Origin of the sequence: Pantoea sp. Taur (assembly GCF_009830025.1) — a bacterium.
Classification (GTDB): domain Bacteria; phylum Pseudomonadota; class Gammaproteobacteria; order Enterobacterales; family Enterobacteriaceae; genus Pantoea; species Pantoea communis.
In genome coordinates this window covers 371,198-388,233 of the sequence record NZ_SZZZ01000003.1, presented here as the reverse complement: position 1 = coordinate 388,233, position 17,036 = coordinate 371,198, and the positions used below count along the sequence as shown (strand labels likewise).

The window sequence follows — 17,036 nt, the reverse complement described above, 5'->3', positions numbered from 1 at the left end:
GCGAAAGGAGATGTTATGCGCCGCGACGGGCGCATAACGTGGGGAGCATTATTTCCCGGCGGCGGTACGCCACTGTTTAATAAATTCCAGGCGTTTTGCCGGTTCCAGATATTCCAGCAGAGATTCATCCACCGGAATCGGCTTCAAGGCATTGCCCAACGTTTTGGTCATACCGTCAATATCGTTTTTGCCTTCAATATCATTGCGCAGGGAAGGGATGTCCGCCTGATTCGCCAGAATGCTCTGTCCCTTTTCTGACAATACATAATCCAGCCACAATTTAGCGGCGTTCTCATGCTCACCCTCTTCGGTGATAAACGAAACGCGAGACAGCACCAGGATATAATCTTTCGGATAAGCGATGCCCAAAGCCGGATCGTTCTTCGCTCGGGCTTCGGCATAAGAACCGAGAATATTAAAGCCAATCAAATTCTCGCCTGAAGAGACGCGCTCCATCATCGTGCCAGTCGAAGATTGTACCGTCAGACCGCCTTTCGCCATCCCCGCCAGATTTTCTTTGTAGTGCGGATCCACTTTGCTGTCCTGAACCGTCAGCATGAAACCTAATCCTGATTTTTCAATATCGTAAGTGGTCACTTTATTTTTGAATTTAGCCGGATCGGCTGCAATCATTTTAGCCAGTGCGGTGTGAGAGTCAGGCGCGGTGTCTTTTGGGATGAGTTTATTGTTGTAAATAAACACCACCGGTTCGTAGGTCGTGCCGTAAGCTTTATTTTGCCACACTGCCCATTTTGGTATTTTTCCCTGCTCAGGAGAGGCATATTCCGCAGCGTAGTCGGTGGCCAGCTTCAACGCGGTATCCATTGATGAGCTCCACACCACATCACCGCTGCCGCTACCCGAAGCCTGCTCGCTAATATAGCGGTTGTAGAGTTCGGTGCTGTTCATGTCGTTATATTCCACTTTGATGCCCGGATAGAGCGACTCAAAGCCTTTGATCAACGGTCCCGCCGCTTTGGTATCTGTCGTGGAATAGACCACGACTTTTCCTTCTTTGGTACCGGCATCGATAATTTTCTGATAATCAGCAGGATAACCAGCAGGCACAGCAGCGATCGCAGAGAAGGAGAGCCCGGCCATTACAGAGGTTGTTAAAAAACGCAGTGAGGTTTTCATACAGATCCTTTTGGTTACATTTGTTACAAGAATTTAACAGTAACCCATTGCGACCCCGATGCAATCCGCTCTGTAAAGTTTTTACAGCTTTTGTGACCTTAGTTAAATTATTCATTTCTTCGATAAATTATTTCACTCTCATTATTGGACTAATAAATCATTTTTCAGTGATGCGCTCATGAAATCCTTAATTGAACATTAAGAAAGAGATTCATTTATTAAGTTTTCAGAAAAAGATAATCACAAGCGGAAAAACTATTTTTCCCTTTTAAGGGAGATTTAAGTTTACCCGGTCATCATGAGCGCAATATGTTGACGGGGAAACCGATCATGACTGACACCTTCTCAGAATTAAAAGCGAAAGTACCGCAAGCCACGTTGTTGTTTTGGGTGCTAAAAATGATGTCTACGACGGTCGGTGAAACCGGCGCTGACTGGATCAACTTTGGGCTGGGCTTTGGGCTTACCGGCACGTCCCTTATTTCTGCACTGCTGTTTTTATTTATCCTGCTATTTCAGCTGCGCGCACCCCGTTATATCCCATGGCTTTATTGGCTAACGGTGTTAATGGTGAGCATTACCGGGACCTTACTTACTGACTATTTGACCGATCAAATGCAGGTGCCACTGCTCTATTCAGTGGCGATGTTTGGATCGGGCCTGGTGATGGTGTTGATGTTTTGGCATCGCACTGAAGGCACGCTGGAATTCTCATCCATCAATACCAAAGGTCGTGAAATCTATTACTGGCTCGCCATTATGATCACCTTCGCGTTTGGTACGGCGCTGGGTGATGCGTTAGCGGAAAGATTATCGCTCGGTTACCTGACCACCACCCTGTTGTTTGCGGTGCTGATTGCGGCAACTGCGGCGCTCTGGCGTATCGGCAGGCTCAGCAGCGTGGCCTGTTTCTGGACGGTTTATGTGCTGACGCGCCCATTAGGCGCCTCCCTCGCCGATCTGTTCTCTCAACCGATTAAAGAGGGCGGATTGGGTTACGGCACCACGCCGGTCAATATTATTTTCCTGCTGGCGATGGCGATATTAATCGGCGCATCAACACTCTACGGCCACTCTTCGCGCCAGATATCCAAACTCTAACCCGATCAGGAATGAATATATGCTTCAGCATCTGATGGATTATCTCTCGGGCAGTCACCTGATTGCCCTGGTTAACGCCGACCCGTTGTGGGTGGTGGCGATCGTTGCGATGATGATTTTATGCGAAACCGGTTTAGTCATTTTGCCGTTTCTGCCAGGTGATTCGTTGTTATTCACCACAGGCGCCTTTTTACCGGCCACCTCTCTTTCACCTGTCACGGTGATCGCCCTGTTAACCGTTGCCGCGTTTATCGGCGATACGCTGAATTACCATATTGGCAAAGGTGCGGTGGGGCGGTTTATTTTACGCCGCCAGTGGCTGAAAGTTCAGCATCGTGAAAAGACGGAAGCCTTCTTTGGCAAATATGGCGCCGCCACCGTGTTTATCGGTCGCTTCGTGCCGATTGTGCGGACGCTCGCGCCGTTTATTGCCGGCCTGTCATCCATGCCTCGTTCGACATTCCTGCTGTGGAACTTCGCCGGAGGACTGGCCTGGTGTGGCGGTTTTATTGCGCTCGGTTATTTCCTTGGCGATATGCCCTGGGTGCGCGATCACCGCGAGTGGCTGGCGCTCGGCATCATTGGCGTTTCACTGCTGCCAGTGCTGACTGCGGTGATACGTCCTGCTCAGCAGGAAGAGTCATGAGAGTGCTGCTGGTCGAGGATGACCGCATGATCGGGGATGCGGTGTATGCGGCGCTAAAGGATGCCGCCTACGCCGCCGACTGGGTTCGTGATGGCGAACAGGCGCTGCTGAGTCTGGCCACGCACAGCTACGATTTGGTGCTGCTCGATCTGGGGTTACCGCGTCGCGATGGCGTGGAGGTGCTGCAACAACTGCGTCTACAGGGCAACCAGGTACCGCTACTGATCGTGACCGCGCGCGATGCACTGGAAGATCGTCTGAATGGCCTGGACGCGGGTGCCGACGATTATGTGCTCAAGCCCTTTGCCATGAGTGAACTGCTGGCGCGTGCGCGTGCGGTGATGCGGCGCAAAGCAGGCAATGCCGCGCCGTTGATGAGCAATGGTCGGTTTACGCTGAACCCGGCGACCCGCCAGGTGTGTCATCTGCAACGTGACGAAACCCACACGCTGTCGGCTCGTGAGTATGCGCTGTTGCAGGCGCTGATCGCCCAGCCCGGTCAGATTTTTTCGCGCAGCGAGTTAGAAAGCAAAATCTACGGCTGGGGCGAGGAAGTCGAGAGTAACGCGATTGAGTATTTCATTCACTCGCTGCGGAAAAAGCTTGGTAGCGATGCGATTCAGAACGTGCGGGGCGTGGGATGGAAAGTCTCAAAAGACGCCTGAGTGAATCCGTGCAGTTGCGGTTGTCGCTGGTGCTGTGTGTCGCCGTTGGCAGCATCGCCTTTCTCAGCGGTGTGCTGGGATTTCTCTCTGCGTGGGATGAAGCACATGAGTTGCAGGATTCCTCGCTGCAGCAAATCGCCAGTCTCGCCAAAGACGGCATGCTGACGCCCGGCAACAGCAGTTTCATTAGCCCACCGCTACAGGATGAAGAAGCCTCACGCATTGTGGTGCACTTTATCATGCCTGATGCTGCGCCAGCTGCTGATTTTCCGCTGCCCACGCATTTGGATGTGGGTTTTCACACCTTGAAAGTGAATCAACAAAGCTACCGCGTGCTGATAGAAAATATGGCGGGTGGCGTGCGCGTCGCGGTGGCACAGCGTGCTTCAGTACAGGAAAGTGTCGCGCTCTCATCCGCGCTACGCACACTGGTGCCGTTTGGCATTCTGTTCCCGGTATTGCTGTATTTAATCGCCGATCTGGTGAAGAAGATATTCAGGCCCATCAGACAGTTGGCCGCAGAGGTCGATCAGCAGCGCGACAGTGCCGCGATGTCGCTGAATGGCGCAACCATTCCCCGTGAAATCCAGCCCTTTATCACGGCGATCAATCGCCTGCTGCAACGTTCTTCTGACGCTATCACGTTGCAACGACGCTTTGTCGCCGATGCCGCTCACGAGCTGCGCTCCCCATTAACCGCGCTGATGCTGCAATCCGAGCGGCTGGCAAGCAGCGAACTTCCACCTGAGAGCCAGCATCGGCTGCGCGATCTACGTGCCGGTATGGAGCGTGCCAGCTGGCTGGTGGAGCAACTGCTGACCTTAAGCCGCGCCCAGAGTGGGGAAGCGGTGGCACTGCCGCCGGTCGAGCGCATACAAGTGTTCGCGGTGGTGAAACAGGTGATTTCCGATCTGCACCCGTTAGCGGAGCACAAAGTCCAGGATCTGGGAGTTCTCAGCATCAGTGATGCGGTGGTGAGGGTTCGTCCCTCTGATCTCTATACCGTGCTGCGCAACCTGTTGCACAACGCTATTCAATACACGCCGGAAGGTGGATGCATCGATATGGCTATCGAAAAGCATCACGGACAGGTGTTGATCACCGTCGAAGATTCCGGCCCCGGTATTCCCGCTGATAAACACACGCGAGTGTTTGACGCTTTTTATCGCATGGAAGGCAATGACGCCAACGGCTCAGGCTTAGGTCTGTCGATTGTCCACGCCATGCTGGTTCGTATGCAGGGTGAGGTGGTACTCGCTCCCGCCTCACGCTTCCCGTCAGGTTTAAAGGTAAGTGTTTCCCTGCCACTGGCTTAATTGATTACAAGGAGATAGCGATGTTTCTGACATCTGAGAACGCGGAAAATATTAACGATACGGTTTTTCTGCTGTTAAATGCGCCGGCACATGCATCGACGGCAATGCTGAGTTTTGGCAATGCCTGCGCGTCGTGGCTGATATTTACCTACCCGCTGGCGTTACTGATTTATTGGTTTAGTTTTAATCGCAATCATCAACAGGTGGCGTTGTCCGCTTTATTGACGTCACTGATAGCCTTGAGTATCAACGTGATCATCGGGGATTTCTTCCCGCATCCACGCCCCTTTATGGTGCCGATTGGCCACACCTTTATTTCCCACGTCTCAGACTCTTCATTCCCGAGCGATCATATGACCCTGGCCTGCGCGGTGACCTTTAGCTTGTTCTTTAGCCAACGGCTGATATTGGGTGCTGTATTGCTGATATTAAGTGGCTTTATTGCCTGGGGCCGAATCTATATGGGGGTGCATTTCCCTGGCGATATGCTGGGTTCCGTTCTGGTGGCATTAGGTTGTGCCTTCGCCGTTAATAAAGCGGAACCGTTACTCATTCCACTGTTTGATAAACTCAGTGATCTGAATGCTTATGTATTCGGCTATTTAAAGCTCACGCGCGCCAAACATTAATTTGAGGGTAAATAAACCGATGCGATTTTTAACGCGCCCTTATCTTGCGCTGATAATCTGCTGTGCATCATTGTTTGCTATTCCGCTGTTTGCCTGGGGCATTCACTGGAACTGGAATGCCAACGATCAATCCGCGCTATTATGGTGGTTTTATTTGCTGACGCAGACCGTGAGTAAACCTTTTGGCTTTATCACTTCGGCGTTAATGCTGTTTGTTTTGATTTATACCTTAAATATTCGCCGGGGAGAGTGGCTTAAATTTGCGCTGGTGATGTTGTTGCCGGTGATTGTCGGGCAAGTGGCGGTGAGCGAAATTAAAAAGACTAACCAGGAGCCACGCCCCTATGTGGTGTGGCTGAGTCAGACGGACACTGAGATCGATCGTCACTTTTATCAGGATGCTCCTGTCCAGCGGCAGCAGTTGATTACCCAGCGACTGGTTAATAACACCCAGATTCCGGATTGGCAGAAGCAGCACTGGCTGCAGCAGGTCGATCCGGCGTTTCCTTCCGGCCATACAATTTTTGCTGCTACCTGGGCACTCATGGCAGTGGCGCTGCTGGTGGCGCGGGGGAGATGGCTACTGGCGGGAGGGGTGCTGCTGTGGGCTTATGGCGTGATCATCAGCCGTCTGGCACTGGGTATGCACTGGCCGGGGGATCTGTTTACGTCGATTATGATCGCGCTGTATCTGAGTTTGCCGGCGGTGTGGTGGTGGTTGCGGTGGCAGTCATAGTCGCGGGGTGCGGGCCTTAACGCCTCTGCGGCTGCCGGGCCGTCCTCGCGCCGCTAGCGCGGTGCCTTCGGCTTCCACGTCGTGCCAACGGAACGTTCGGGTAAGGCCGTCCTGGCCAACCCGAACTGCCTTGCGCATCCCTGCGCCAGGCTCCTGGCCCAACGTAAAAGCCTCAGCGCTGCGGATAGCCCTTGCAGCCGCAGAGGCGTTATGGCCATTAGCATCAAGCCCTTTTTAGCTAAACTTACTCAAGCTATTGAGTAGATTTATTGCTGTTGATAGACCGGTGAATGCACCGATTTATCGGTCAAAGGGTGTTGCTGGCTGTCATTATCAAAATGACGGGGTTGATCCTCATCTCCCATATTAATTTTGCGCTCGCCGAGATCGAAAGGATAATTCTCGTACAGTTTATTTGGTGTGCCGGGATGCCAACTGGCGGGAGTTAATAGCCAGGTATTGGCGGTGCGTTCGACGCCGATATTGGCTTCAACCTGAGTGACAGCTAACAGGGAAAACGCGGCTAAAAGAATCATCACTAATTTCTGTTTCATGGTGGTCACCTTGTGGTTAATAACAACGGTTGTGTTGATAGCGTTATTTTCTCACTGTGGTGGTGACCACACTCAAACCTGAAGATGACAATTTTGACAGGCGATATTATTGCGGAATCGAGAAAGTAAAGGTGCTGCCTTTACCGAGTGTGCTGATGACCGCGACTTTACCGCCGTGCAACTCGGCGATGGTTTTCACAATCGCTAATCCCAGGCCGGTATTTTCGGTGCTGGTGCGTGAAGGGTCGGCACGATAAAAACGCTCAAACAGATGCGGAAGATGTTCGGGTTCGATGCCTTCACCATTATCCTGCACGCTAAAATGCAGCCAGTGAGGCTCGCGGACGGCGCGCAGAGTGATCTCACCGCCATTGGGCGTGTAGTGCAGAGCATTCGACAGCAGGTTAGAAATGGCGCGCTGAAAATGTAGCGGATCAGCGATAAATGACTCTTCGCCCGTTTGTATCAGCGTGATGTTCTTCTCCTCCGCCAGAATGTCGTAAAAGCCAATCAGACGACGGAACTCATTGGCGCTATTCAGCGACTCCTTTTTCAACGGCTCGCGACTGTTATCGGCACGCGCCAAAAACAGCATCGAGGAGACGGTGCGCGACAGTCGTTCACCTTCTTCCACTATCGCCTCTAACGTCTCCTGATAATCTGCCGCACTGCGCGGTTGATTCAGGGTCACGCTGGCTGCTGAAATCAAATTATTGATCGGTGCGCGCAGCTCATGCGCGAGGTCGGAAGAGAAGCGCGTCAGCTGGGCAAAGGAGGCTTCCAGTCTCGTGAGCATACTGTCGAACGAAGAGGCTAACACCACTAATTCTGACGGCCAGCGCTCGGTGGCCAACCGCGTGTGCAGCTCTTCCACGTTGATGGTCTCAATCTGGCGACTGATCACCCGCAGCGGACGCAAGCCTCGACGCGCCAGACCATAGCCGCAGGCAGCAAACAGCAGGATCGCCAGCGCAGCAGCAATCTGCATGCGCGCCCAGTAATTTTCGATAATTTCATTATTGCGTGAGACGTTGAGCGCGGCCTGCACCAGCCACAGCTCTTTGTCTTTGAGCGGGAAAGTGGTGGCGGTAATCAGATACTTCTCGTGCAGCTCACCGTCATGGTGCTTCCAGCTCTGGTAGTTAAAGTCTTTGGTCGGGGCAGGATAGGCGGATTGCGGTACGCGCATATTTTTCGACTGAGACCAGACCTTGCCATCCGGGCTGATAATGCGCAGTGACAGGCGATCCTGCTCAGCGATGAACTCGAACAACTCCTTTTGCCACTGCTCCTGCGGACCCTGACGTTCGCTGATGGTGCTGGCAATCTCTTTCTGGAACTGTAACGTGCTGCGCAACTCATTGACATCCTTGCTGTTGAGCTGGTCGCGTAACGTTTGATAGAGCAGGCCGGAGACGCTGTACAGGACTATCGCCATCGCCACAGAGAAGAACAGGGTGAGACGAACGGTGATCGGGACGTTACGGGGTATCAGCATGCTCTTTTTCTTCCAGGACATAACCGGCACCCCGGATGGTGTGCAGCAGTTTTACCTTGTAGTTATCATCAATTTTGCCGCGCAAACGGCGGATCGCCACGTCAATCACGTTGGTTTCAGGATCGAAATTCATGTCCCACACCTGCTCGGCGATCACCGTTCGCGATAACACTTCACCGCTGCGGCGCATCAACAGGCTCAGCAGCAGAAACTCTTTCTGCGTCAGCTCGATGCGGTTACCCTCGCGTGAGACTTTGTGCTTCACAAAATCCAGCACCAGCCCGCCAATCTGCAACTGGGATTCGTCATTGCTCAACACTGCACTGGGCGTCTGACGGCGTAGGATCACCCGCGCGCGTGCCAGCAGTTCACTGAAAGAGAAGGGCTTGATCAGGTAATCTTCCGCGCCCAGCTCCAGCCCTTTGACGCGATCTTCAATATCGTCTCTCGCGGTGAGAAACATGACCGGTGTGGCGCGATCGGCTTGCCGCGCCATCTCCAGCAGCTTCCAGCCATTGATACCGGGCAACATCACATCGAGGATTGCCAGGTCATAATCGTGGGTAAGCAGCAGGTGCAGACCATCAATACCGTTGGCGGCCACATCCACCACAAAGTCATTCTCGCGCAGGCCTTTGGCGATGTAATCCGCCGCCATCTGCTGGTCTTCTACCAATAACAGTCTCATGCTTCCTCCGTTGCGTGGGTCAGCGCATCCAGCCGCGAACCGGTACGGTCAAACAGTAGATACAGTACCGGCGTGATAAACAGGGTGATGAATTGTGAAAACACCAGGCCACCGACCACGGCCACGCCCATCGGCTGGCGTAACTCGGCGCCAGCACCCCAGCCGCAGGCAATCGGTAGCGCACCCATGATGGCGCACAGGGTGGTCATCATGATGGGACGGAAACGCTGCAAACAGGCCTGAATGATGGCGTCATGTGCGCTCAACCCCTGTTCACGCTGCGCCGACAAGGCAAAATCGATCATCATGATGGCGTTCTTTTTCACGATACCAATCAGCAGCAAGATGCCGATCATGGCAATAAAGGTCAGGTCCAGTCCCATCAATCTGAGCGACAGCAGCGCGCCAACGGCTGCAGAGGGCAGGCCCAGCAAAATGGTAATGGGGTGGATCCAGCTCTCATACAGTATGCCGAGAATCACATAAATCACCGCCAGCGCCAGCACGATCAACCACACCTGGCTACTCTGAGACTGCTGAAACAGCGCCGCTTGTCCGGCGTAGTTGCCAAACACCGTGGCGGGCAGGTTGATGGCGCTTTCCGCCTGGCTGATGGCTTGCGTGGCATCGGACAGAGACTTGCCTGGCGCAAGGTCAAAGGAAATGGTAATCGCGGGCAACTGGCCCTGATGGTTCACGGCGGTGACGCCCTGTACGCGGCTGATGTGCGTGAAGGTCGACAGCGGCAACAGATCGCCCGACGCAGAACGGACATAGATCTGTGACAGGTCACTCTCGTTCTGACGGAACGGTTGCTGCACTTCCATGATCACCTCATAGCTGTCTTCCGGTGCATAGATGGTGGAAGCCTGCAATGTGCCAAAGGCGGCGTACAAATTGCTGCGGATCTGGTCGAGATCGACGCCCAGTAGTGAAGCTTTGTTACGGTCAATGGTGAGCTGCGCCTGTAAACCGTTGAGCTGGGCATCGCTGTTCACACCGACAAACACGCCGCTCTTGTTCATCTCCGCCATCAGTTGATTAGTGTAGTCGTTGAGGCTTAAGCCGCTGCTGCTGCTCACCGATTGCAGCGTGTACTGATAAGTACTTTTCGCTGCACGGCCTCCAACCTTAAAGTTCTGCACCGGACTGAAGAACACCTGGATACCCGGCATGTAGTGGGTTTCAGCCCGCATCTGCTGCAATACTTGCGCCATGGCCGGGCGCTGGCTGGCGTCCTTCAGCGTAATGTTGAGCTGAGTGGTGTCGTGATCCACTTTCGTCACCAATGTCTCAACCGCGCTGTCCTTTAACAGCGTATTACCCAACTGGAAGGCCACTTCTTTACGTGCGTCGTAGGACATATCCTGCGGCGTATCGATATTCGCTGTGACCTGGCCGATATCCTCCTGTGGGAAGAAACCTTTGGGGGCACTGGTATACAGCCAGGCGGTGAGTGCCACGGTTAACACCGCCACCGAAAGCGTGACCGCGCGGTGATCCACCGCCCAATTCAATCCGCGCGCATAGTGCTGGCGCAGATTCTCAAACCCGCGCTCAAACAGCTGGCTCCATGCCGGTTCAGGTTTGGCGTGATGAGGATCATGACGCATCAACATTGGCACCAGCAGCGGGATGATGGTGAGTGAGGCGGCGGCCGATACCAGAATCGCCAGTGACACCACCCAGGCAAATTCATGGAACAGCAAGCCCATGGTGCCGGGCATAAAGAAGATGGGGATAAACACCGCCACCAGCGACAGCGAGATGGAAATCACGGTAAAGCCGACTTCCCTGACGCCTTTCAGCGCAGCCTTTTTAGGATCTTCGCCCTGTTCGATGTAGCGCATGATATTTTCCAGCACCACAATCGCATCATCCACCACCAGCCCGACGGCGATGGTCAACCCCATCAATGAAATGTTATCGAGGCTCAAACCAAAGGCATACATCAGGCCAAACGCACCCAGCAGCGAAATCGGCACGCTCAATGCCGGGATCACCGTGGCGCGCACATGGCGCAGGAACAGCAGGATCACCATGATCACCAGCGCAATGGTCAGCAGCAGGGTGAGGTTGACGTCGTGAATGGCGTTGCGTACCGAGATCGAACGGTCATTCAGCAACTGCATGTGCACCGACGCGGGCATCTGCTGCTGTAATTTTGGTAACAGTTGCTTGATGGTGTCGAGCGTCGCCACCAGATTAGCACCCGGCTGGCGTGTCACACTCAGCACGATGGCGGTGTGATTATTCACCGCACTGTGGCTCAGGGTGTTTTCGATGCTGTCCTGCACGCTGGCAATGTCTGAAAGCCTGACCGGCTGGCCATTGCGCGTTGCCACCACCACCTGACTGAAGTCGCTGGCATTACGCAGGTCGCCGCTGGTCTGCAACATCATCATTTGCCGTTTGCCATCCAGCTCACCCACCGGAGAATTGTCATTGGCTGCTTTCAGCGCGGTGTGCAGTTCTTCCAGCGTCATGTTGGTGGCAGCAAGCTTGGCGGGATCGACTTCCACGCGCACGGCATAGCGCTTCTGACCAATCACCGTGACTTCCGCCACGCCCTTGATCATCGACAGCGACGGCGAGATCAGATCGTCCGAGTAACGGTTGAGATCGGAGAGCGTCATCGAGGGCGAATCCAGACTGATCTGTGCAATTGGCGCATCCGCGGGATTCACTTTGCGGAAGGTCGGCGGCGTGGTCATCTGCGAAGGCAGTTTTTTCAGTGACTGATACAGCGCGGCTTGAACATCAACCGAGGCCGAATCGATGTTAACCGAGGGATCGAACTCCAGCACGATGGTGGTGGCGCCTTCGAGGTTGGTCGAGGTCATGGTCGCCACACCCGGAATAGTCGCCAGATTCTTCTCCAGCGGGGTGGCCACTGAGGAAGCCATGGTTTCCGGGCTGGCACCTGACAGTGAGGCGTTCACTTTGATGGTGGGCGTATCAAATGTGGGCAGGGCGGCCACCGGCAAATGCTGCCAGCACACTTCACCTGCCACCATGATGGCGATCCAAAACAACAGCACGGCAATCGGCCGCTGCAAACAGCGTTCAGAGAAGGTCATGGCTGCATTACCGCCTTATCAATGTTGCTGGCGATTTGCACCGTCATGCCGGGGCGTAAGTTATTCGCACCTTCATTCACCACTTTAGTGCCTTGCGCGAGTCCATTGATCACCGCCAGCGACTGCTGCACGCGCAGCAGTGTAATGGTTTGTGCTTGCGCCTGATTGTGCCCATCAATTACATAGACGAAGTGACCATCGGGGCCGTTTTGCACGGCTTGCGGCGGCAAAACTACGGCATCGGGCGTGACGCCCGCATCAACTTTGACGTTCTGGAACAGACCGGGCCACAGCAGGTGCTGATGGTTATCGAAGTGGGCTTTAAGCGTAATGGTGCCGCTGGTGGTGCTGACGCTGTTATCAATAAAGTCGAGGGTGCCTGGCGTCGGCTTACCGCTGGCATCCTCCACCCAGACGGTCACCGGGCCTTGTGACTGAGCAGCCAGTACGGGCTTTAGATCGTTCTCAGGCAGGGTGAAAGCGACACCAATCGGGTCGAACTGAATGAGCGATACCAGAGGCAAGGTACTGCCGGGTTGCACCAGGCTGCCGGGATGCACATTCAGCGCCCCGGTTTTTCCACCAACAGGTGCGGTAATGCGCGTATAGCCGAGGTTGACCTGTGCAGTTTGCACATCTTGCTGTGCGGCCTTGAACTGAGCCTGATACTGCTGAAGGTTACTTTGCAGCGTGTCCCAGTCAGACAAAGAGATGTAGTTTTTCGCTTTTAACAGGCGACCGCGTTGCAGATCATTCTGTGCTTTCACCAGCAACGCTTTGGATTCCCCTGCCGCGGCCACCGCCCGATCATAGGCGGCCTGCTGGCTGGCATCATCAAGCGTAAACAGTTGCTGCCCGGCTTTAACGAAATCCCCTTCATGGAAATCGACACTTTTCACCGTGCCAGTGAGTTGCGCCTGGATATCCACCTGGTTGAGTGGCACCACATGGCCCTGTGTTGCCAGCGTAATCGGCAGCGGTTTCACCGTGGCACTGATCATGCTCACCAGCACCGGGGCGTGGGCGGGTTTCACGGCCGCATCGGCCGGTTGTTTCGGCCAGAAATACCAGCCGCTCCCGCCGACGATCAAGCCGACCATCAGCAGAAGGGAGTGTTTAGATTGAAAAGCCATGGTGCCTCGACGAGCGTTGTCATTTTTCACAAGTTTATCGAAGGCCACCGAACAGAATGGAAAGAGGCAGATGACAAATTTGTCATCTTCAGATGCGCAGATACTTCAGTGGGTTACAAAAAGAAAAACGCCACAGTGTGGCGTTTTAGCGGGTGAACCAGATAGTCAGAAAACTCACAACGGCAAACAGGCTCAGCGCCAGCGCCATATATTCGCTGGCGGGACGAACAAACATCGATTTCATAAAAATATCCTCGTGGTCATGAGGCTATTTTCGCGAATCAAGATTAATTCAACCTTAGGACTGATGCGCTTCGGTTAGCCGCCCCAAAAAAATCAATTGTGGGTCCAGTAGGTGCCGGTTTCTGGAATCGGCAGGAACTGCCGGTTCATCTCTCTTAGCGTGTCGTCGGGAGAAAGATCGTGGAACAGCTGTGGATGGAACGTTTTGGCAAAAAATTCGGCGGCCAGCAGATGCCATGGGCTCATGTAGAAGTTTTGCCAGAAGGCGGCGGCGCGCTGCTGTTGCAGGGCGGGCAGGGCCGAGACCGTGCTATCCTGGGCTAACGCACGCAGGAAGGTGGTTTTGGCTTGTTCCGCATTCACCAGTGGCCCGAGTTGCAGCGCGCTGGTCTCTTCCGGGCCCGAAGATCCGGTGGCGATATAAATATCGGGATTAGCGGCAATCACTGCTTCCGGGTTGAGCTGACCAAACACGGCGGGGAAACGCCCGGCGGCAATATTGTCGCCCCCGGCGAAGGCGATCAAATCCGCCAGATTGCCATGCGCCACCGTGGTACAGCATTCGGCTTTCTTACCCAGATGTAATTGCAGCATCACTTTCGGCCGCGTACCGTGCCAGTTGGCTAAGCGATCGTGAATACGCTGCATGTGCTGCTGATAGAACGCGATAAAGCGTTCGCTTTTGGCTTCATCATTGAGTGCTGCACCGAGCGTACGCAGACTGGCAACGGTATTCGTCAGCGGATCAACGCGGAAATCGAGAAACAGCACTGGGATATTCGCGGCCTGTAGCTGCAGCATAAACTGCGAGTTATTGGGCGGAGTACGCGCATACACCGGCAGGATCACCAAATCCGGCTGCAGCGCGATAATCTTCTCTACGTTCAGCTGCGAGAAGTTAGAGTTGCCAATCTGGGTAATCTTGCCAATCTCCGGGAAGGCTTTGACGTAACGATCCCAGGTCTGTTTATCCAGATTGCGCAGATCTGCAGGCCAGCCCACCACCCGTTTCGCCGGGTTGCCGTCTTCCACCAGGGCGAGGGTATAGATCATCCGGCTTTCGCCAATCACAATCCGCTGTGGATTGTCCGGAACCTTCACCTGGCGTTGCAGGCTATCCGTCAGGGTTTTGCTCTGCGCCGCCAGTGGCAATACCAGCAGCAAAGTCAGTAGCACTCTTTTCATCGCATTGCTCACAGTGGGCTCCGCCCTGAAAGGCGGAGCGCAACAGATTAGAAGTCGACAGCGGCCTGTAAGTACATAACGCGCGGTTCACCCTCAATCACGCGCAGATTACCGGCGCTGGATTCGTAGTATTCGCGATTGAACAGGTTTTTCACGTTGAGCTTCAGCTGGGTGTGCTTACCGATCAACTGGCTGTCCCAGGCAATAAACGCATCGGCCACGGTGTAAGCAGGCATCACGAAGCTGTTTTCCGGATCGCCAGCACGAGTACCGACATAGCGTCCGCCGCCGCCCAGGCGCAGTTCACCCGGCAGCCAGGAGAAACGCAGGGTGTGGCTGAGATACAGGCTGCCCATATTGGTCGGGGCGTTCACCAGACGGTTGCCGACGTTGTCAGGATTCACGTTGTCGGAAACAATCTCAGTTTTGTCGTAGCTGTAGTTGGCGATCAGGTTCCAGTCAGGCGCAAACTCGCCGTTAACCTCCAGCTCCGCACCGGTCGAGCGTGCTTTGGGAATGTTGCGCGTCACGCCGTTAATGAAAATCGACATGTCCTCTTCATCAATGCGGTACAGCGCCAGTGTGGCCGCCAGATTGGGCGCAACCTGCCATTTAGAACCGACTTCCCAGGTGGTGCCTTTCTCGGTGGACGCCACGTTGCCGTCATCGTCGGTTTGGGTGGATGGCGTAAACGATTTGCTGTAGCTGCCGTACAGTGAGACATCCGGCAATACTTTGTACACCACCCCCAACTGCGGCAGGAAAGCGTTGCCGCGATCGTTGAGTGTGGTTTCAGGATCGATAAAGCCGTTGCTGGAGGTTTGGGTATAGCGCTGGAAACGGCCACCCAACACTGCAATCCATTTATCCGTCAGATGAATGCTGTCTTTGGCAAACACTGAGCGGCTATAAAGATTGGTGCGCAGATTGCTCAGCGCATCGTTATAGGTGCTGTCGCTGACGATCGGCTCTTCGCCGTACACCGGGTCGTACATATTGAAGGTGCGTGAAACAGTGCCGCGATAAGATCGCGCTTTATAGGTTTCGTTCTGCTCATAATCGACACCCACCAACAAGTCGTGCTGCATGCCCGCGATAGTGGGAGAACCGCTGATATCCCAGGAGACATATTCCGTCTGATGGTTGAAGCCGCGGTTAGCATCAGCACGGCGCGAAACGATACCGGTCGTGGTGTTGATGGCGGTGGCGCGCACTTCGTTACTGTCATAACGGCGCTGCATCCAGCCGTAGTTGAGATGCGTATCCCAGATGTCATTCAGGTTGTAACCGTATGAGACGTTCAGGCGCTTGTTTTTGCCCCAGGCATGGTTCGCATTGTCGTCGAGACGACGGTTATAAGGAATATCGACCGGTTTCCCGCCAATAAACGCCGTACCACGGTCGTAGGGCACATCGTATTTATACTCGACGTAGCTGACGTTGAAGGACGCGCGATCGCCGTACCAGCTTAATGACGGCGCCAGCAGGGTATGTTCGTTAACGCCAAAATTACGCCAGTAATCCTCGCGCTGACGTTCAGCCACCATGCGGAAAGCAAAGCCGTTACCGAGTGGACCGGTGATATCGACCATGCCAGTGCCACCGCCGTAACTGCTGGATTCACCGCTGATGTGGGTGTTCCACTCGTATTGCGGCTTTTTACTCACCAGATTGATAATGCCGCCGGGATTCAGAATGCCGTACAGCAGCGATGAGGATCCTTTCAGCACCTCAACATGATCGATGCTGGCATCCATGGTCAGACCCTGGTTACTGCGTACGCCGTCGATGAAGATTGAACCGTCGGTGTTGGAGCCGAAACCACGCTTAACAAAACCATCCTCTGTCCCCCCCAGCGTATTGCCCTGGGTGACACCACTGACGAATTTCACCGCATCATTCAGGCTGGTGACCTGATAATCCTTCATCACTTGTGGCGTCACCACGCTGATTGACTGCGGTGTTTCGTTGCGTGGCGTTGAGGTGCGCAGTGTCGCCGCAGCATCGTCCTGGTTGTAGCTGCTGGAGGTGGTTTCCGGAGCGGCTGTCACGGTCAAGGTTTGATCCGCGCCGCTGGCTGAATAACTGTACAGCAGGGTGGAAGCCAGTAATACCTGAGAGCCAGAGAGCGTATATTTTACCGCTGATGAAAATAAGCAAAGATACTTCATTAAGTTAAATCCGCATCAAAAAGGGAAATATTCAGAAGAGCGGATGGTAATGAGATTGATTTCCATTTACAACAAAATAATGCCGATTTTTCATCTCATTGACGTATTTTATTGATTATTTTTTTATTGGATTCTGCGGCATAAAACACCTGCTTCATGCAACTGTCGTTGATATGTAGTTTTTAAATGCACTGTTTTATCTAATATTATTCTAAAAATGTAGTAGTGAATGTAGTTTCATTAATCATGATTTA

The 17,036-nt window shown here is 53.9% G+C and carries 14 protein-coding genes; 6 read left to right on the top strand and 8 right to left on the bottom strand.

Annotated elements, in window-relative coordinates; genetic code table 11:
• Positions 1 to 48: 48 nt before the first annotated feature.
• Positions 49 to 1,137, bottom strand: a complete 1,089-nt coding sequence (locus FD744_RS06435; RefSeq protein WP_160867739.1) for an ABC transporter substrate-binding protein — start codon at positions 1,135 to 1,137, stop codon at positions 49 to 51.
• A 309-nt stretch (positions 1,138 to 1,446) separates the two neighbouring features.
• On the opposite strand from FD744_RS06435, the gene FD744_RS06430 reads away from it, so the two are divergent.
• Genes FD744_RS06430 through FD744_RS06405 form a run of 6 tightly spaced genes read left to right on the top strand, consistent with a single transcriptional unit; the run spans position 1,447 to position 6,230 of the window.
• Positions 1,447 to 2,238 (top strand): hypothetical protein, encoded by a 792-nt coding sequence (locus FD744_RS06430; protein ID WP_237449350.1) that lies wholly within the window; start codon positions 1,447 to 1,449, stop codon positions 2,236 to 2,238.
• Between the two features lie 19 nt (positions 2,239 to 2,257).
• A complete protein-coding gene (locus FD744_RS06425; RefSeq protein WP_160867738.1) occupies positions 2,258 to 2,884 on the top strand; it encodes a VTT domain-containing protein in 627 nt (208 codons plus the stop codon).
• The gene (locus tag FD744_RS06420; protein ID WP_034829727.1) at positions 2,881 to 3,549 is read left to right on the top strand and encodes a response regulator transcription factor; all 669 of its coding nucleotides are present in this window, start codon (positions 2,881 to 2,883) and stop codon (positions 3,547 to 3,549) included. The genes FD744_RS06425 and FD744_RS06420 overlap by 4 nt, the downstream gene beginning before the upstream one ends.
• A complete protein-coding gene (locus tag FD744_RS06415; protein ID WP_160867737.1) occupies positions 3,525 to 4,865 on the top strand; it encodes an ATP-binding protein in 1,341 nt (446 codons plus the stop codon). Before FD744_RS06420 ends, FD744_RS06415 begins: the two co-directional genes overlap by 25 nt.
• Positions 4,866 to 4,885: 20 nt before the next feature.
• A complete protein-coding gene (locus FD744_RS06410) occupies positions 4,886 to 5,494 on the top strand; it encodes an undecaprenyl-diphosphatase (protein ID WP_160867736.1) in 609 nt (202 codons plus the stop codon).
• Between the two features lie 19 nt (positions 5,495 to 5,513).
• Entirely contained in the window at positions 5,514 to 6,230 is a 717-nt protein-coding gene (locus FD744_RS06405; protein WP_160867735.1) for a phosphatase PAP2 family protein, read from the top strand.
• Between the two features lie 266 nt (positions 6,231 to 6,496).
• Here FD744_RS06405 and FD744_RS06400 read toward each other — a convergent pair whose 3' ends face one another.
• The 7 genes from FD744_RS06400 to FD744_RS06370 all read right to left on the bottom strand — a co-directional run bounded on the left by FD744_RS06400 (position 6,497) and on the right by FD744_RS06370 (position 16,782).
• Positions 6,497 to 6,784: a hypothetical protein gene (locus FD744_RS06400; RefSeq protein ID WP_160867734.1), complete on the bottom strand. Its 288-nt coding sequence runs from the start codon at positions 6,782 to 6,784 to the stop codon at positions 6,497 to 6,499.
• 106 nt (positions 6,785 to 6,890) lie between these two features.
• Positions 6,891 to 8,282 (bottom strand): heavy metal sensor histidine kinase, encoded by a 1,392-nt coding sequence (locus tag FD744_RS06395; protein ID WP_160867733.1) that lies wholly within the window; start codon positions 8,280 to 8,282, stop codon positions 6,891 to 6,893.
• Positions 8,266 to 8,970: a heavy metal response regulator transcription factor gene (locus FD744_RS06390; RefSeq protein WP_160867732.1), complete on the bottom strand. Its 705-nt coding sequence runs from the start codon at positions 8,968 to 8,970 to the stop codon at positions 8,266 to 8,268. The genes FD744_RS06395 and FD744_RS06390 overlap by 17 nt, the downstream gene beginning before the upstream one ends.
• A complete protein-coding gene (locus FD744_RS06385) occupies positions 8,967 to 12,050 on the bottom strand; it encodes an efflux RND transporter permease subunit (protein WP_160867731.1) in 3,084 nt (1,027 codons plus the stop codon). The genes FD744_RS06390 and FD744_RS06385 overlap by 4 nt, the downstream gene beginning before the upstream one ends.
• Positions 12,047 to 13,183, bottom strand: a complete 1,137-nt coding sequence (locus FD744_RS06380) for an efflux RND transporter periplasmic adaptor subunit (RefSeq protein WP_160867730.1) — start codon at positions 13,181 to 13,183, stop codon at positions 12,047 to 12,049. The genes FD744_RS06385 and FD744_RS06380 overlap by 4 nt, the downstream gene beginning before the upstream one ends.
• 336 nt (positions 13,184 to 13,519) lie before the next feature.
• Positions 13,520 to 14,611: an ABC transporter substrate-binding protein gene (locus tag FD744_RS06375; protein ID WP_160867810.1), complete on the bottom strand. Its 1,092-nt coding sequence runs from the start codon at positions 14,609 to 14,611 to the stop codon at positions 13,520 to 13,522.
• Positions 14,612 to 14,658: 47 nt separating this feature from the next.
• Positions 14,659 to 16,782, bottom strand: coding sequence for a TonB-dependent siderophore receptor (locus FD744_RS06370; protein ID WP_160867729.1), 2,124 nt, complete (start codon positions 16,780 to 16,782; stop codon positions 14,659 to 14,661).
• Positions 16,783 to 17,036 lie beyond the last annotated feature (254 nt).